This window comes from Microcoleus sp. D3_18_C4, assembly GCF_036702355.1.
In the GTDB taxonomy this organism is placed as follows: domain Bacteria; phylum Cyanobacteriota; class Cyanobacteriia; order Cyanobacteriales; family Microcoleaceae; genus Microcoleus.
The window spans coordinates 65,053-81,136 of sequence record NZ_JAUBTF010000031.1 but is presented as its reverse complement, the minus strand read 5'-3'; the positions used below and the strand labels follow the sequence as shown (position 1 = coordinate 81,136).

At 46.3% G+C, this 16,084-nt stretch carries 14 protein-coding genes; 9 read left to right on the top strand and 5 right to left on the bottom strand.

Annotated elements, in window-relative coordinates; translation table 11 throughout:
- Window positions 1–117: 117 nt before the first annotated feature.
- Window positions 118–1,047 (bottom strand): ADP-ribosylglycohydrolase family protein, encoded by a 930-nt coding sequence (locus QUA90_RS16705; RefSeq protein WP_333446605.1) that lies wholly within the window; start codon window positions 1,045–1,047, stop codon window positions 118–120.
- 122 nt (window positions 1,048–1,169) lie between these two features.
- On the opposite strand from QUA90_RS16705, the gene minC reads away from it, so the two are divergent.
- From minC to QUA90_RS16675, 6 genes are all read left to right on the top strand, one after another.
- On the top strand, window positions 1,170–1,973 hold the full coding sequence (gene minC, locus QUA90_RS16700; protein WP_333446603.1) for a septum site-determining protein MinC: 804 nt from the start codon (window positions 1,170–1,172) through the stop codon (window positions 1,971–1,973).
- Window positions 1,974–2,311: 338 nt separating this feature from the next.
- Entirely contained in the window at window positions 2,312–3,118 is an 807-nt protein-coding gene (gene minD / locus QUA90_RS16695; RefSeq protein WP_006635273.1) for a septum site-determining protein MinD, read from the top strand.
- Window positions 3,119–3,324: 206 nt separating this feature from the next.
- Window positions 3,325–3,696: a cell division topological specificity factor MinE gene (gene minE / locus QUA90_RS16690; RefSeq protein ID WP_333446601.1), complete on the top strand. Its 372-nt coding sequence runs from the start codon at window positions 3,325–3,327 to the stop codon at window positions 3,694–3,696.
- A gap of 621 nt (window positions 3,697–4,317) precedes the next feature.
- A complete protein-coding gene (locus QUA90_RS16685) occupies window positions 4,318–4,893 on the top strand; it encodes a TerD family protein (protein ID WP_333083448.1) in 576 nt (191 codons plus the stop codon).
- Window positions 4,894–4,905: 12 nt separating this feature from the next.
- Window positions 4,906–5,508 (top strand): TerD family protein, encoded by a 603-nt coding sequence (locus QUA90_RS16680; protein ID WP_333041586.1) that lies wholly within the window; start codon window positions 4,906–4,908, stop codon window positions 5,506–5,508.
- Window positions 5,509–5,778: 270 nt separating this feature from the next.
- The gene (locus QUA90_RS16675; protein ID WP_333446599.1) at window positions 5,779–6,264 is read left to right on the top strand and encodes a zinc-dependent metalloprotease family protein; all 486 of its coding nucleotides are present in this window, start codon (window positions 5,779–5,781) and stop codon (window positions 6,262–6,264) included.
- Window positions 6,265–6,291: 27 nt separating this feature from the next.
- On the opposite strand, the gene QUA90_RS16670 is transcribed toward QUA90_RS16675, so the two are convergent.
- A complete protein-coding gene (locus QUA90_RS16670) occupies window positions 6,292–6,747 on the bottom strand; it encodes a TerB family tellurite resistance protein (RefSeq protein ID WP_333224981.1) in 456 nt (151 codons plus the stop codon).
- Between the two features lie 218 nt (window positions 6,748–6,965).
- A complete protein-coding gene (locus QUA90_RS16665) occupies window positions 6,966–8,135 on the bottom strand; it encodes a DUF58 domain-containing protein (protein ID WP_333446597.1) in 1,170 nt (389 codons plus the stop codon).
- Between the two features lie 281 nt (window positions 8,136–8,416).
- Here QUA90_RS16665 and QUA90_RS16660 point away from each other — a divergent pair, with 281 nt between their 5' ends.
- The 3 genes from QUA90_RS16660 (at window position 8,417) to QUA90_RS16650 (ending at window position 13,696) form a co-directional block, all read left to right on the top strand.
- A complete protein-coding gene (locus QUA90_RS16660) occupies window positions 8,417–9,700 on the top strand; it encodes a PilT/PilU family type 4a pilus ATPase (RefSeq protein WP_333326128.1) in 1,284 nt (427 codons plus the stop codon).
- 570 nt (window positions 9,701–10,270) lie between these two features.
- Complete coding sequence (locus tag QUA90_RS16655; protein WP_333326131.1) at window positions 10,271–11,899, top strand: polysaccharide biosynthesis protein; 1,629 nt, start codon at window positions 10,271–10,273, stop codon at window positions 11,897–11,899.
- 591 nt (window positions 11,900–12,490) lie between these two features.
- A complete protein-coding gene (locus QUA90_RS16650) occupies window positions 12,491–13,696 on the top strand; it encodes a glycosyltransferase (protein WP_333446594.1) in 1,206 nt (401 codons plus the stop codon).
- Window positions 13,697–14,386: 690 nt separating this feature from the next.
- Here the strand turns inward: QUA90_RS16650 and QUA90_RS16645 are convergent.
- The gene (locus QUA90_RS16645) at window positions 14,387–14,941 is read right to left on the bottom strand and encodes an NYN domain-containing protein (RefSeq protein WP_006635267.1); all 555 of its coding nucleotides are present in this window, start codon (window positions 14,939–14,941) and stop codon (window positions 14,387–14,389) included.
- Window positions 14,942–15,121: 180 nt separating this feature from the next.
- Window positions 15,122–15,982, bottom strand: coding sequence for a glutamate racemase (murI, locus tag QUA90_RS16640; RefSeq protein ID WP_333446592.1), 861 nt, complete (start codon window positions 15,980–15,982; stop codon window positions 15,122–15,124).
- Between the last annotated feature and the right edge of the window lie 102 nt (window positions 15,983–16,084).

The window sequence follows — 16,084 nt, the reverse complement described above, 5'->3', positions numbered from 1 at the left end:
AAACCTTTTAAGTGGACATACAAGGGTAAAGTCTTGGCTGTTTAATAGTCTGTGTATTTACGCCGAGCTGTACTAGTTATTGTAAAAACAAAGAAGGTTGAAAACTGATGTAAATATTCAGAGCGATCTAGATACAGTCAAAAGCCGATCGCCAAAAGATGCAATTAAAGTGCGATCGACTAATTGCGAGATCCATTTTTCCGGTATACCCCCCTCCCCATAAAAAGCCCCCGCCAACTGTCCGTAAACCGCACCAGTTGTATCCGCATCGTCGCCCAAATTCACAGCCAACAAACAGCCTTCAGCAAAAGAATCACTGTTGTAAAACGCCCAAAGTGCCGCCTCCAAAGACTTGACAACATAACCAGTACCTTTAATTTCAGGAGGTTGTCGCAGTTTAAAAGAACCCGCCGCAATCTCATCAATCTCTGCTACCTGCGGGTTAGCTTCCCCATATCCAGAAATCGGACAATATCTTTCCGAAAGCAACACATCTTTAGCAACTCCATTCACCGCCCCCGCAATTAAAGCACCCAAATAACGGCAAGCATCCACACAAGTAGCAGCACCGTGAGTAGTTCTCGAACTTTCTCCAGATTTTTCTATTACTTCTAAAGGATTTTTAGCATAAAACAAAGGCACGGGAGCCAAGCGCATAATCGAACCATTTCCAGCAGTCCCAACATCCGTAGAACCACAGAAAGGTTTTCCTGTATTTTTAAACTCCCAAAGTGCTTGTTGAACCGTATTGCCAATATCAAAACATTCACCAGTGCTGCTCAAATGTCCGTCTCGCCACCACCGCAAATAAGTTTCTAACTGATGGACTGGATCGAAACCTTGTTTTTCAATCAAACTTTTAGCCAAACAAAGCGCCATCGAAGTATCGTCCGTCCACTCGCCCGGTTGCAGTTGAAACGGGCCGCCGCCAATCATATCGTTAATAGGTGTAAATGTTCCGGGGCGATGGAACTCTAAAGTTGTACCCAAAGCATCACCAACTGCCAAACCCAGAAGACTACCGCGATAACGTTCTATTTGCTGCATAAATTGGGAATTGGGAATTGGTAACAAATAACAACAGTGAACAGTTAACAGTCAACAGTTAACAGTCAACAATCGAGCTAATATTGATGTTAACCTGTCCCTACCCGATATCAAACTGTCCCATGACACCCGATGCCTCCCCCGGAGCCGCTGCTGCCGCCACTCAATCAACACCCGAAGTCAGCTTAGAGCTGCAAGTCCGACTCAAAACCGAAGATGGACAGCTACTGTTGCTACTCCCCCCAGAAACCAACAGCGAACCGGGAACAGCCTCCGCCTCGACTTGGACTGAACTTTGGCAGCAGCTAAAAGTCAGACTGAATGCAGGAGAACGCTTTTGGCAGCCAAACGCAGAAGTACAATTGATGGGGAACGATCGACTTTTAGATATCCGCCAACTACAAGAAATCGCCGATGCCCTCTCCGAAGTGGAACTGCAACTCAAACGAGTCCACACCAGTCGCCGCCAAACCGCCGTTGCCGCAGCTACGGCAGGCTATTGTGTAGAACAGCAGCCTCCGGTTTCTTCCCTGAATAAAGCCGCAGCCGAAAAACCGCAATCCCTGGCGGAACCTTTATATTTGCAGATGACAGTGCGATCGGGCGTAGAAATTCGCCATCCGGGCACCGTCGTACTTTTGGGAGACGTAAATCCCGGCGGCTCAGTCATCGCGGGAGGCGATATCCTAGTTTGGGGCCGTTTGCGGGGAGTCGTGCACGCCGGTGCCGGTGGCAACACCAAAAGCGTGATTATGACCTTGCAGATGGAACCGATGGTGATTAGGATTGCTAAGTATGTTGCCAGAGGCCCAGAAACCTCACCCGCTCAGTTTTTCCCGGAAGTCGCCTATGTGACGCCTCAAGGGATTCGGATCGGTAGAGCCTCTGATTTTGACAAATCGCAGTTAGTCGGGGGTAGTGAGTAATGAGTCATTGGTCATTGGTCATTAGTCATTGGTCATTGGTCATTGGTCATTAGTAATACTATTTCTCTTTAAGTGGGCGCTTGATAATTTTGTATTGGCTAAATTAGTTAGTCAAGTAAATTTTAAAATTTCAGTGCAAATTCAGAGAGAATTCGTATAACAATGAGAGCTATGAGTTTTGAGTGTTGAGTTGATTCAATAAATAACAGATGGCTGCCAAATTCTCAAAAAATAATTGCCAACGAACAACAAATAATAAGATTAATTGCCCATGACCAATGACTACTGACTACTGACTACTGACTACTGACTAATTACCAATAAATCTAAAATCGCTTATGGCTCGCATTATTGTTGTTACATCAGGGAAAGGCGGGGTAGGAAAAACCACCTCCACAGCCAATCTCGGCATGGCTTTAGCTAAGCGGGGGCGCAACGTTGCCGTAATTGATGCCGATTTCGGTCTCAGAAATTTAGACTTGCTGCTGGGCTTAGAAAATCGGATTGTTTACACGGCATTAGAAGTTCTTGCTGGAGAGTGCCGATTAGAGCAAGCTTTGGTGAAAGATAAGCGGCAGCCGCGCTTGGTGCTGTTGCCGGCTGCCCAAACTCGGATGAAAGATGCCATCAGCGCTGAGCAAATGAAGCAGCTTGTGGGGATGTTGGGAGCAAAATACGACTATATTTTGATCGACTCTCCTGCTGGAATTGAACAAGGTTTTCAAAATGCGATCGCCCCGGCTCAAGAAGGGATAATTGTCACTACTCCCGAAATCGCTGCGGTCCGCGATGCCGATCGAGTCATCGGCCTGCTGGAAGCCAACAACGTCAAGAAAATCAACCTGATCGTCAACCGGATCAGACCCGCAATGGTGCTGGCAAATGATATGATGTCGGTGCAAGACGTGCGGGAAATCCTCGCCATTCCGCTGTTAGGCGTGGTTCCCGACGACGAGCGCGTCATCGTTTCCACCAACCGAGGCGAACCATTAGTATTGTCGGAAACGGCCTCTTTAGCTGGAACTGCCTTCGACAATATTGCCCGCCGCTTAGAAGGCGAAAAAGTTGATTTTCTAGATCTCAATCCCCGTCGAGAAAACTTTTTTACTCGCCTCCGCAAGTTCTTAAATACTAAAATTATGTGATGTGCTGCAATATTGGCGATCGATCTTTAACAGCAGCGACCGCATCACAAAAACTAGCCCAAATTTTCTCCCCGTGACACCAGTTCCCAAAAAGAATGAAACTGTAGGTCAACTTTAAACCATTAGGGAATGAGTGATTCCCCAATCGAAAATCGAAAATCGTATAACGTTTTCTATGCCTAACCCTTGACAAATCAGCCTGACCCATGATACACACACTTCTCGAACGACTTTTCCCGCGCACCCCTGACAACAGCCGCGACGAGGTAAAACGGCGCCTCAAACTGGTTCTAGCCCACGATCGCTCAGAACTCAGCCCAGAAATGGTTGAGTCTATGCGCCGAGAAATTCTAGAGGTGGTGTCTCGCTACGTGGAAATCGATACCACCGGGTCTGAGTTCTCGCTGGAGAGCGACCAGCGGGCCACAGCACTAATTGCGAATCTCCCGATCCGGCGAGTCAGGATCGAGCATCCACCGGAGAATTTGCCCCAGAATTTGCCCCCGAATCGGCCCGAAAATCGACCCGAATATGTACCGGAGTATGTAGTCGAAATTCTTCCCGACACTACAGAGTGATAGGGATTGAGATTTTATTGTCAGGCAAAGAGTTCGATTCGAGCCGATCGGCATTTAAATTAAACTATAGCAACCGCTTTCGTCGGTTAGAAAATAGACTACAATTAGTGGCCAGTTTTGCAGAGCGATCGCGCCGACTTTTGGGCACAAACTGTACATTTATACCTCCTTCATCAGGTCATCCCAGCGATCGAGTTAAATGGCATGAAGAAAATCGAAGCTACTCAAGCGTTGGGAATCCGTCGCAACACCATCGACGCCACAAGTCGATGGTATTGCAACACAGGAGACTTCCAAGCGGAGGGCCTTGTGGAAACGCCCTGGTAAGGGTCACTTGCATCACAAAACACGGTCAAGTTCCGAGAGTTTGTCACAATACACAAGCACAATAACCCAAGCTGAGATTACACAACTGTGGGAGGCAGGGCATGATTGCTTTATACCCACACCCAAAAAATAATTAAGAGTTGTAATCGCTATTGACATCGGCACAGTTAGCTAATATTCTTTGTATTTAAGATTTAAAATTCTCTAACTATTTCCAGCAAAAACTTAAACAAAGTTTTCAAGTCCGCGGCTCCCTCCATAACCACTTCTAATAAAAAAGAGGAAGATTGAATCATGGCAGTATCTCTGACCAAAGGACAACGGGTATCGCTTGAGAAAGTTTCACCCGGTCTCTCAGAAGTATTCATAGGACTGGGATGGGACGTTAAAGCTACAGACACGGGTTCTGACTTTGACCTAGACTCATCATTGTTCCTCTTAGGTGCGAATGAAAAATTAATTTCTGACAATCACTTCATTTTTTATAACAATCTCACAAGTCCAGATCCAGACAAATCCGTGCAGCACATGGGAGATAATCTCACGGGGGCCGGCGAGGGGGATGATGAAGTTATCAAAATCAACCTCAAAAAAGTGCCTAATGATGTCCAAAAAATTCTTGTAACTGTAACCATCCATGAAGCACAGCAACGCCGTCAAAATTTTGGTCAGGTGCAAAATGCCTTCGTGCGGATCGTTAATGCCCAAACACAACAGGAAGCTGTTCGCTATGACCTGGTAGAAGATTATTCCATAGAGACAGCACTGATCATGGCTGAACTTTACCGGAAAGACGGTGAGTGGCGTCTCAATGCAGTGGGAGCCGGCTATCAAGGTGGTTTACAAGCATTACTCGATCGCTATAGCTAAAAGGTAAAACACATGGGAATTAACCTACAAAAAGGACAGCGCATCTCGCTTTCCAAAGAAGCGCCAGGGCTAACAAAACTGATCTGCGGATTAGGCTGGGATGTGGCGAAACGCTCCGGTGGAGGTTTGTTTGGGGCTTTTAGCAGTGCTCCAGATTATGACTTGGATGCCTCAGTGATTTGTTTAGATCGAAATGACAAAGTGAATGATATGACCAATATCGTTTATTTTGGCAATCTCTCCCACCGTTCAGGAGCTATTACGCATCTAGGTGATAATCTGACTGGAGCGGGAGAGGGAGATGACGAGCAAATTCTCGTCGATTTATCTCGAATTCCCTCGCAAATTGTCAAACTGGTTTTTACAGTTAACATTTACGATTGCATTGCACGCAAGCAAGACTTCGGACAAGTTCAAAATGCGTTTGTGCGTTTGGTTAATACGTCTAATAATCAAGAACTCGCAAAATATAACCTATCAGGTTCTGAATACAAAGGCATGACGGGGATGCTCATGGCAGAAATCTACAAGCATAATGATGAGTGGAAAATGGCGGCGATCGGTAACGGTGTGAAGGTTAATGGGTTACAGGAACTTGTGAAAACCTATGCTTAACAACTCGCTCAATACCTAGATGCTTTCTACTTGCTGGAATCAGACACTGAATCAATGTCTCTGTACGATCGCCTAGACCTAACCAAACACAATCGCAAGCTAAAACTCCCCCTTTCTCAACGGCTAAACCTGACTAAACCCCCCAAACTCCGCTGTCAGAGCTGTCGTTCCCGTATCCAGCCTCAGTGGGAGTTTTGCCCTTCCTGTGGAATAGTTATAATTGATAATGATAGCGATTTTCGCCGTTGCATTTGGGTAGATGTATCAGGAATGGATGTCGCACCCGAAAATAAAGAAGCGATCTTTTCCCTACTGATGGACGCTTTCTCCAAACTCTACGGCGCATTTAGAAGCATCAAAGTATTTTTGACATCTGATCCCCCCGATCGCCAAGAGTGGGGCGAAGATTTTACCCATGTTTATATATTCGTGGATAGCCAGCCGGTTGACTATCTCGGCGTGGCTAGCTTCAAATCGGGAATGGTTACAGATCGGGCGATTATTCGGATTGATCAAGTATTCTATGCTTCTTACAATGCCAGCCTTAGTCTCAATCAACTATCTAACTTAATTGCAAATACCATTGCCCATGAAATAGGACATACACTAGGACTAGATCATTCTGCACTTCCGACCGATGTCATGCACAATGGACTCGTTCATACTGTTCATAGCTTAATGCCTCCCTCATTTCATGCAGAGCAAATAAACTCAATGAACAATGCTATTCGCAGATATAAAGCCTTGAATAATTGATTGGCTACCACCATAAAATAGCTGAATTTAGAGATCGAATTCCCCAGGATTAATGCCCACAGCATGGCAAGCTTCTTTGACAACCTTCTTTTCATCTTTGTCAAAATTACCATCGGCACCACCGATAATAATGCCAATTTGGATGACGGCACGACCTTGGTCTAGTTTTTTATTAAGTTTCCCTATCGCTTGGATAGCCTCAATTTTACCAAAATCGAAGTCCTGTGAGAGCTTCTCACAATAAAAATCAAATTTTTGCTTCAACTCCGACGCCGGAAAAATTTGGAGGGTTTCATTGGAAATTATTAGAGCCGCCGTTTTTTGTCTTTCCTCGGTATTGATAGTGCCATCAGCAGCCGCAATCAATGCACATATTGCCATTGAGGCATCAGCAAAATCATTATTTTTAAACTTGGAAATATTGGTTTGCAGAGAATCATTGATTTGTGATACGTTCTGCTTTAATTTCTCCCAGAAAGTCATTTTTTCTCCTGTTTGGTGAATGAGATATGATGTTTATGACCGGAGTCACATTAATCTAAGCTGCTCTTAACTTGTCAAGCAATTGCCAGACCCCGTAAGACCCTTAACTTTATCAATTACACTCCTGTAGTGTATCATGGTTCTTGAGGTTTTAGATTAATCAAGTCAATCTTCATAACTAATCGCTCTTTCACAGGTTTTTTCCTGGCCTATCTTACTTAATAGCTAATCGCTCTTTCCAGATGATCTTGTAACTGAAGTTCTAAGGGTCGGCCGGAGCGAATTTCTAAACCGGGTAAATCGTGTTTGACTAACATTTTTTCGCCTGTTTCAGCATTTGCCAACGGCCAGAGTACCCAGCGGCTGCCAGGGGAAAGAGTGCTTAAAGTTGCAGAGTTTTGAGTCAGCCAAATTATCGGCAGTTTCGGCCGATTCTCAAGCGCATCTTCCCCAGCATTAACCGCCGCTAAAGTTTCCAAAACTACCCGGTTCCCCGATACAAGTCCAGTCCCGGCAGTCCAAAGTTTGACGTTTAACAGGCGCTTGCTAGCATAGAAGTAAAGAGAGGCAGCTACTGTCACCGCTCGTTCAAATTCTTCTGGCTGCCACGCCGCAGCGCTGTCGAGAGCAATAATAATTTCTTGACCGCCGGCTGCAACTTCTAACTCTCTCACCCGCAGTTCTCCGTAGCGGGCGCTGGTGCGCCAGTGAATCAGGCGGGTGGGGTCTCCGTGGCGGTAAGGTCTCAGGTTGCGAGTGAGGCCTTCGGTAGCAGTTTGCGATCGACTGCGATTGTAAAATTGCGGGCTGTCTTCTTGACCGATGCGATCGATCAAAGGACAAGTGCTCAACGGCAAAACTTGTGGATAGACAACCGCCACCGCTTTGACTGCGCGACTGCGCCGGCACCAAAACAACCCTAAAGGTGCCGCCGTCCTCAAGTTTACCTCTTGCCAACGATAGACGCCGCGCTGCCGGACTTCCAGATAGTATGTATCCCTGTATATACTGTTAGGCTCTATGACTTCGATCGGGCGGACGATCGGTTCTCCCAATACAAACGGCAAGATGTCTATCACTTGCAACAGAGTCTTAGGTTGGCGGGCGCGATTTTCGATTTCTAGTTCAACGGTGATTTGATCGCCCGCACTCACCGGTTCGATCGTCCGGCGACGGACTTCCAAGGAACGGAGGGATTTTCCCGGCAAAACCGCCGCTACTCCCAACAGCGCTAAACCCCCACCGCTGAGTACGTACAGCCATCCAGACATTGTATTAGTCGCCGACCCAAAAAAGAAAACCGTCATCCCCGACAGCAGCCAACCCGCGTAGGCAGGGGTGACAGCACGATTTTCAAGCCAGTCGGCGATTTTGTGACCGATGTTCATAGGAGTTGGAATTGTTAATTACTCGATCGCCCCATCCAGCCTAATTGTAAAATATTCTCAGCATTTAACACCGAATTAACTGCGAGCGATTAGATTAGAAATCAGGCATTTTTTCGCAATAAATCTACATTGACCCGCCCAAAAACGGACAAAAGCCCCCGACACTCAGTCAGGGTCGATCCCAAAATTTTAGACTCTAGTTCCTGCTCCCAGATTAATCTGTGGAGTAAATCTAAAATCTAAAATCTAAAATCTAAAATAGACTGACTGGAGACCCAAAAATGAACCCATTAAACAATCCTACACCCGTTCAACCAGAGGCTCAAGCCCGCCGACGAACACCGCCGCCGCCGCCGCCCTTGGCTGCAACTCCCGCGCCGCCTCCACCCGCGCCGAGTGCGCCCCCCGCAGCCCAGCAGCAGCGGCCTGTTGAGACACCCGTCAGTACGATCGAACAAATGGTCAGAGATGCCCATAGCGTCTCGGCTTCCGACATTCACATTCGAGTCGGCCAAGTACCTCGATTTCGGATTCGGGGCGTGATGCAAGTAGCAACTAACCACCCCAAAGTAACCCCAGAAATTTTTGAAAATTACCTAGCCGAAATTCTCACCCCCGAACAGCGAAAACAGTTTGCAACTACCAAGGAATTAGATTCAGCAATTTTTTACCCTGGCTTCGTGCGGTGTCGGCTAAACTGTTTTGATTCCCTCAGCGGCGGTGCGATGGTATTGCGGTTGATTAGTTTGGAAATACCTACTATCGATTCCTTGAGGTTGCCAGAAGTTTTCAAAAATATCATTTTGCGATCGCAGGGATTAATATTAGTTACGGGGCCTACCGGTTCGGGAAAATCGACAACAGTAGCTGCGATGATCGACCACCTCAACCAGATGGAGCAAAAGCACGTAGTTACAATTGAAGACCCGATCGAATTCATTCACCCTTCTAAAAAATGCTTGGTCAGCCAGCGGGAAGTCGGCTTGCATACCCACGAGTTTCAGCAGGCTTTGCGGGCTGTTTTGCGTGAAGATCCAGATGTAATTCTGATCGGGGAAATGCGCGATCGAGTTACCATCAATACAGCGTTGCAAGCAGCTCAAACTGGTCACTTAGTATTGGGAACTCTCCACACTCGCAGCGCCATTAACGCTATTAATCGGTTGTTGAACCTCTACCCACCCGAGGAACAACAGGCGATGCGGATTCAAATTTGCGATTCTTTAGTAGCAGTAATTGCCCAACTTTTGCTGCCAACAGTTGACAACCGTCGGGTAGCAGTTCACGATATTTTGGTGAATACACCTGCCATGCACGATTACTTAATGAAAGGTGATGATGATGAAGCTTTCCGATTAATGGAACATGATACTTACGAAGGAATGCAGATTATCAACCAGGGTCTTTACAAACTGGTGCTGGAAGGCAGAGTGACGATCGAAGAAGCAGCAAAAACTTCTCCTGAAGCCAGCGATTTAGACCGCCGCTTGCGGACAGGGGGCTACGATGTTGGGGACGCTCGCGGCTTTGAAGGCAGCAAAAAAGAACGCACAGTTCGCGCCTAATAGCAGCACACATACAGGGGTAGGCACTGCAGGACTACCCCACCCATCAAGTAACAAGATTTTTAGCAGGCGGAAATATTTGATTAAGGCTTTTGTGCGTATTTTTACTTAATATAAAACTATATTTAGTAACCAAAAATACATTTTAATTAAAAAGTAAAATGCTATAATCAATAATGTCGAGTGTATTGTTAAGTTTTTTAAACGTAGACCCTACTTTACATAAACTTTAAAATTGCGTGAAAACTCGTAGGTTATTGCAAAGAAATAGTAAAGATATGTTCGGAGTATTGCCAACACTCAGTCATTTAAGTATATAGTTGTAGTGACAAATTTTGGACAGAGAACATTCCGACTTTGCCGATATTTGCCGATCGCAGAAGTAAGCAGGTTACAAAAGCGCTTAATAAAACTACAAGCAGAGCCGATGCCGTGTTTTTCCAATTAAGTAGCTTTTAGTCGAAAAAATCCTAAAACCAAGCAGACTTTTAAAGATTCTGTCCCTCGAAAATTTGTTTAACAACGCGCTTATCAGCAACGGTATTTCTAGAATTTAAAGGAGCAAAAAAAGTGAAGAGTGCATATAACCAAAGAGAACTGTTTGAAGGTGCCAGCAAAGCGGAAATAATTGAGCGCATCCAGCAGCTAGTTCCGCCCGGTTCCCCGGAACCCCAAGATCCTGAAATCCTCGCGGCTCTCCAAACTCTCACCGCACAGCTAATCGCAGCCTATCAAGCCGACGGACAATTAGAAAGCGAACCTTTTAGCGACGTGCGCGGTCGCACTATTCACCTATACGCATCGGCAGTCAGCAGCCAAATCAAAGGAAAAACCATATTAATCACCGGAGGAGAAGGATGTGTCGGTCGTTTCTTAATCGCAAAACTCCTCGAATTAGGCGCAACTAAAATCATTTCCGCAGACAACGCCCGATGTCAAAACCCCGAAGAAAATCTCCCGCTTTTTACCAGAGAAGGTGCAGTAACTTTCTATGCCGCCGATATTCGCAACCTCGACGCGCTCAAACACATATTTGAGGTAGAAAAACCAGAAATTGTTTTTCACCTAGCAGCCCAGCGCCAACCCGGACTAGCTGAAATCAAAATCCGAGAAACAGTTACAACCAGCCTGTTAGGATGTAAACACGTCATCCAACTCTGCGAAGAATACGGCGTAGAACACTGCATCTTCTCTTCTACAGGCAAAACATCTCGATATTTTACAACCGAAGTTTACGCGGCATCGAAGAAGTTTGCCGAATGGCAATTTGCCAAAGCAGCTCAAGAAGGAAATGTCACTTACGGGATGGTTCGCTTTACTCATATGTTGGAAAATAGCTTGTTCTGCGAGCAAATGTCCAAAAAAGTAGAGCAAGGTAAAACTGTCAACGTTCACGCTCCCCACCGCTACGTAACTGCTCAAAATCTTTTTGAAGCCGTACATTTATTGCTGAATTCTCTGATTGTGTCCCTTCCCGGAAAACTGAAATTTGTCGCCGTGAGTAATCTCGGTTGGCCGACAGAAACCTTGGAAGTAGCTCTTTATAAAATTCTTGAATCCGGCAAAAATCTGCCGATTTATTTTCAAGGACTTTTGCCGGGATACGAAGAACCGTTTTTCCTTGGACAGTTTGACTGGAAAAAACCTACAGAAATTCACCTTTTAATTAATGTGTTGGAAGATCCTTTTAGAAGTATTAACGATACAGGCGACATGGTGAGTGTAGAATTAGCTCCTTTTTCTTTGCCTGTCTTAGATAAACAAGTGTCGAAGCTCGAAAGCTTAATCATCGATCCAGATTTCCCCGAAGTGCAAATCAAGCACGCTCTTGTCGCAGCGGAAAAAGAAGTGATTGCTTCCTCTTTTGCATGGAGTGCCCCTGAAGACTTGTTGAAGATTTTGCAGTGGGGAATCAATCCCAAGAAATTGCAAGGTTACGGAACGGAAATCGCTGACTATCGCGAGATTATCGAACTCCTCCTGCAAGGAATCTGCGGGCGGCTCAACCAAGAAGTCTTGCACAGTGCTGGAGTTACGGCAGATGAGTTTGATGACTTAGTTGAGAGTCTTTCTACCCTGGATTTGATTCAAGCAGAAGTGGGATATTTGCGATCGGTGTCGAGATATCTCAGAGAATTTGCACCCCCCGCACAGTTCACCAAAAAATCTGAACCTGTTGCTATGCCCGATGCAGCGTAGCTTGAACATAGTTTTGAGTTGGGAGATTGTTTCCTGAGTAGCCACCCACAGGGGATGAATGAGTTATATCAATTCCGGTTGCACGAGAGAAATGGTTTTTGACAGTTGACAGTTGACAGTTGACAGTTGACAGTTGACGGGCGGGTCAAAAAACTGAATGGTTGAGTGTTAACTCTTGACTGGATTTTATTATTCCGATGCCACCGGATTTGATGTTAAACATTGACTAAGTGTTTAGTTGATTAAAAATAGAATACCCAGAAACCTGGTTTCTAAAAGAAACCGGGTTTCTTCAGTCTGGGCTTGTTTGAGGTTTAATTAAATTGAGTGACTTAACGTTGTCAGAATAGACATGATATGATATTAGTTACGATCGCACAACCGCAATCAAATTAATTTGTAGTGATGACGCTAGTCCTAGTAGTTTTAGGAGGACTTAAGTCCTCACAACAAAGGTGATAACGGTGATTTTTTGCAGGCATGATAGGATGATACTTGAGATAGAGTGGCGCTGTGAGTTAACAAAGGTGCAATTAGATTAAATAAACTCAATGAACGCAACCAATAAAATTAAATTAAGGTACTAGAATTGTGGAAATTAATCAGCTACTCTTCCTATTGATAGATGTTGTGCTATTGGCGATCGCCCTGATCCTTCTCATTCCCGTTGCAGTTCTATTTCTAGAATGCAGTGCAGCTTTCTTCTCCGGCTTCGACCCCACAGCGGAAACTAAAGCACCCCGCCCCAAAGTAGCAGTTTTAATTCCCGCTTACAACGAAGCAGCAGGAATTGCCGCCACCATCTCCACCATATTGCCGCAGCTAACACCTCAAGACCGCCTGTTAGTGATTGCTGACAACTGCACGGACGCAACGGCAGAAATCGCCCGTAACTCCGGTGCAAGTGCGATCGAGCGCCAAGACACACAACGCAAGGGCAAAGGATACGCACTGGATTTCGGCTTGCAGTCGATCGAATCAGACCCCCCAGAAGTAGTAATCATGGTTGACGCAGACTGCATCTGTCAGCCAGACTCTATAGAAAAATTAGCCCGGGTTGCAGTTGCTGAACAAAGACCGGTGCAAGCAACTTATCTCATGGAACAGCCACCAAATCCTACTCCGAAAGATTCCATTTCTGCTTTAGCATTTCTTGTGAAAAACTTAGTCCGTCCCAGCGGATTAAAAAAGTTAGGATTCCCATCATTACTAACGGGTACTGGCATGGCTTTTCCCTGGTCGATAATTCGATCGGTTTCCCTAGCTAGCAGCAATATTGTTGAAGATATGCAGATGAGTTTGGATTTGGCGATCGCCGGACACCCAACAGTATTCTGCCCGGAAGCCAACGTCACCGGGTGTTTGCCACAGCAGCAGCAAGCAGCTAAAAGTCAAAGAACCAGATGGGAACACGGTCACATACAGACATTGTTAACTCAAACTCCCCGGCTGACAGCAGCTTCAGTCGAGCAAAAACGTTTTGACTTATTGGCGATCGCCCTCGACTTATCCGTCCCACCCCTATCGCTGTTAGTAGCTATCTGGCTAGCTGCTTTTGCCGCCTCCTTACTAGCAGTAACCATCGGAACATCGCTGATTCCTGCGATATTGTTAGCTGTACAAGGACTGCTAATTTTAGTTTCAATTGTCAGCGCCTGGGCCAAATTCGGGCGTGCCGATATTTCCGGTTCAACCCTTTTATCTGTACCTTTTTACATCCTTTGGAAAATCCCTTTGTATCTAGGTTTTATCCTGAAGCGGCAAACTAAATGGGTGCGGACAGAACGCGATGTTTAGTATTTGTAGAGTGAGTCATTCAGATACTTGACGCAACTCTACAATCTCGTTTCTGCAGCATATTTAATAAACTGGTGCGGACAAAACGCCATGTTTAATCGGAACTCCCCGCAGGGGGTAAGTTCCGATTAAGAAACGCCCAAAGTAAAAACACAAAATAAAAACAAAAAATCTGAAGCTGGAAACTTCCAACTTCAGACTTTTACTAACTCCCCGGGTAGGATTTGAACCTACGACCAATCGGTTACACTTATCCCAACGTTTCCGAAGGGGGCGGACTATTTCATCATCCCTACAAATCATGTTTGTGATCTGTCGTCGGATGTCGGGCGCTATGAGATTTATTGGTTAGGCTCCTCATCTCTAGTCTCTGCACCTTTCCGGCTACTTGTGGTTTAAACCACGGCCTTTCGCCAGACTTGGCTCAAGATTGCCGCCACCCGAAGTGCTGCGGTTTCCTTGAATTCACCCGATTTTTCAGTACCCGTTACCGGATAGAGCTGCTATGTCACTAGGGCTTTTGGTTGATGCCAAAGGCTTGCATTCATTACAGCCGACCGCTCTGCCACTGAGCTACCGAGGATTGGGGGTTTTTGTTACCCACATTTACTAACAATAGCTGAACTTACTCGATTTGGCAAGGCCTTTGAGAAACTTTTTTTTTATCAGACAGCGAGCGGGTTTCAGCAGCTAATGCAGCCCCATTCTCAACTTGGCGAGGCGCTGCTGGGATTCTGGATCGAGGGAACTGGCGAGAAAGCGACTGGAATTCTGTTTGCGGGATTTGTGTCGCCGCTCGCTGCGGCGGGCGGTGGATTCTACGTCAGCCGCTAGTTGTTCGGCGGACATCCATTCGGCACCGTAGCCGACTACGGTCAATTGCTGCGCTCGATCTGAGGTGGCGACAATCATGCGGCCTTTGCCTTTGACCGATCGCAACTCATAGCGCAAACTAGCACAAGATTTTTCAATATAAGTATCTGCTGTCTGACCGAAGTCAGTGTAGTGCACCGATAAATTTTTAGTAATAATTTCTTTAACGCCGGGAGTATCTCGATAGTGCGCGTCAAACACCAGTCGAGCCTCAAAATCTTGAACGGCGCTGTAGTTAACTAAAACTTCAATCAACTCGCGGCGAGCTGTTTCGAGTTCGTCGCGATCGCGCTTCTCTCGAAGTCGAGGCCAAAGTCCAATTATGTTATAGCCGTCTACAAGTAAAACTGCTTGTGATACATAGGGTGACATGGTTCAAGGCTGAAGAGCTCCAGCACGTATAGGACATTATTTGCATTCTTCATCAAAGCTTTTGTTCAATAATATTACCTATTGATGTGTAATTGCTAGGTTACATCGCAATAATTAAACCCCCCAGAGCCAGCTTTACCTGAGTTTTGGGGGGTTAGATCAACCTATAAATTTTCCGGCTTATTCGGCAGATTCCAGCGATACGGGCGATGGCTTACGCCCCGCTTCGCTACGTACAACTGTCGGCAGGGATATTTTCTCAACAGCAGGAGTACAACCGAGCCACTGCACCGACAACTGGGCAAACTGCTGCGGGGGGCCACTCACGCAAAAACGAGTCGGTAGGGCAGTACCAGGATTCCGCAGCCCCAAAAGCTCCAATTCTCTGGCTGCAGCAGCCACCACCCGTACCGCAGGATCGATCAATGTCACCCCAGCAGGCAAAAGCGAGCGAACCACAGGAGCCAACAACGGATAATGAGTGCAGCCGTAAATCAGCGTATCGATGCGCTGCTGAATCAAAGGAGCCAAATATTCCCTAGCCACCTCACAAGTATAAGGATCGTGAATCCGGTTTTGCTCCACCAGTGGCACAAAAGCCGGACAGCTAACCTGCCACACCAGGCAAGAATCGTCCATCTCCAAAATCGCATTTCGATAAGCATTGCTAGCAGCCGTAGCAGGAGTTGCGATGACCCCGATCCGCTTGCCTTGCTGCACTGCAGCCTGCGCCCCCGGCAGAATTACTCCCAGCACCGGGATATCAAATTCAGCCTGCACCATCTCCATCGCCAAAGCAGAACTGGTGTTGCAAGCCATAATGACCATTTTCACATCCTGTTCCACCAACCAGGCCATAATTTCGCGGACAAACTCCACAATTTCTGACGGCGTGCGAGTGCCGTAAGGCAGCCTCGCCGTATCTCCAAAATAAAGTATCGATTCGTTGGGCAATTGTCGGTACAACTGGGTCAAAACAGTCAAACCGCCCACGCCGCTGTCAAAAATACCGATTCTTTGTTGTCCAGAGTCTGTTGTCATTTGTTAATAGTTAGTTATCTGTTGGCAGTTGTCAGGAAAGCTGTTGTCAGTTGACATGAAAGCAATTGGCCGTTGTCCGATGCCCGATGCCCGATGCCCGAT

Coding starts and splice junctions, on each gene's coding strand:
- minE (WP_333446601.1), top strand. CDS start 3,325: ATGATACACACACTTCTCGAACGACTTTTCCCGCGCACCCCTGACAAC.
- QUA90_RS16685 (WP_333083448.1), top strand. CDS start 4,318: ATGGCAGTATCTCTGACCAAAGGACAACGGGTATCGCTTGAGAAAGTT.
- QUA90_RS16680 (WP_333041586.1), top strand. CDS start 4,906: ATGGGAATTAACCTACAAAAAGGACAGCGCATCTCGCTTTCCAAAGAA.
- QUA90_RS16675 (WP_333446599.1), top strand. CDS start 5,779: ATGGATGTCGCACCCGAAAATAAAGAAGCGATCTTTTCCCTACTGATG.
- QUA90_RS16645 (WP_006635267.1), bottom strand. CDS start 14,941: ATGTCACCCTATGTATCACAAGCAGTTTTACTTGTAGACGGCTATAAC.
- QUA90_RS16665 (WP_333446597.1), bottom strand. CDS start 8,135: ATGAACATCGGTCACAAAATCGCCGACTGGCTTGAAAATCGTGCTGTC.
- QUA90_RS16670 (WP_333224981.1), bottom strand. CDS start 6,747: ATGACTTTCTGGGAGAAATTAAAGCAGAACGTATCACAAATCAATGAT.
- minC (WP_333446603.1), top strand. CDS start 1,170: ATGACACCCGATGCCTCCCCCGGAGCCGCTGCTGCCGCCACTCAATCA.
- QUA90_RS16705 (WP_333446605.1), bottom strand. CDS start 1,047: ATGCAGCAAATAGAACGTTATCGCGGTAGTCTTCTGGGTTTGGCAGTT.
- minD (WP_006635273.1), top strand. CDS start 2,312: ATGGCTCGCATTATTGTTGTTACATCAGGGAAAGGCGGGGTAGGAAAA.
- QUA90_RS16660 (WP_333326128.1), top strand. CDS start 8,417: ATGAACCCATTAAACAATCCTACACCCGTTCAACCAGAGGCTCAAGCC.
- murI (WP_333446592.1), bottom strand. CDS start 15,982: ATGACAACAGACTCTGGACAACAAAGAATCGGTATTTTTGACAGCGGC.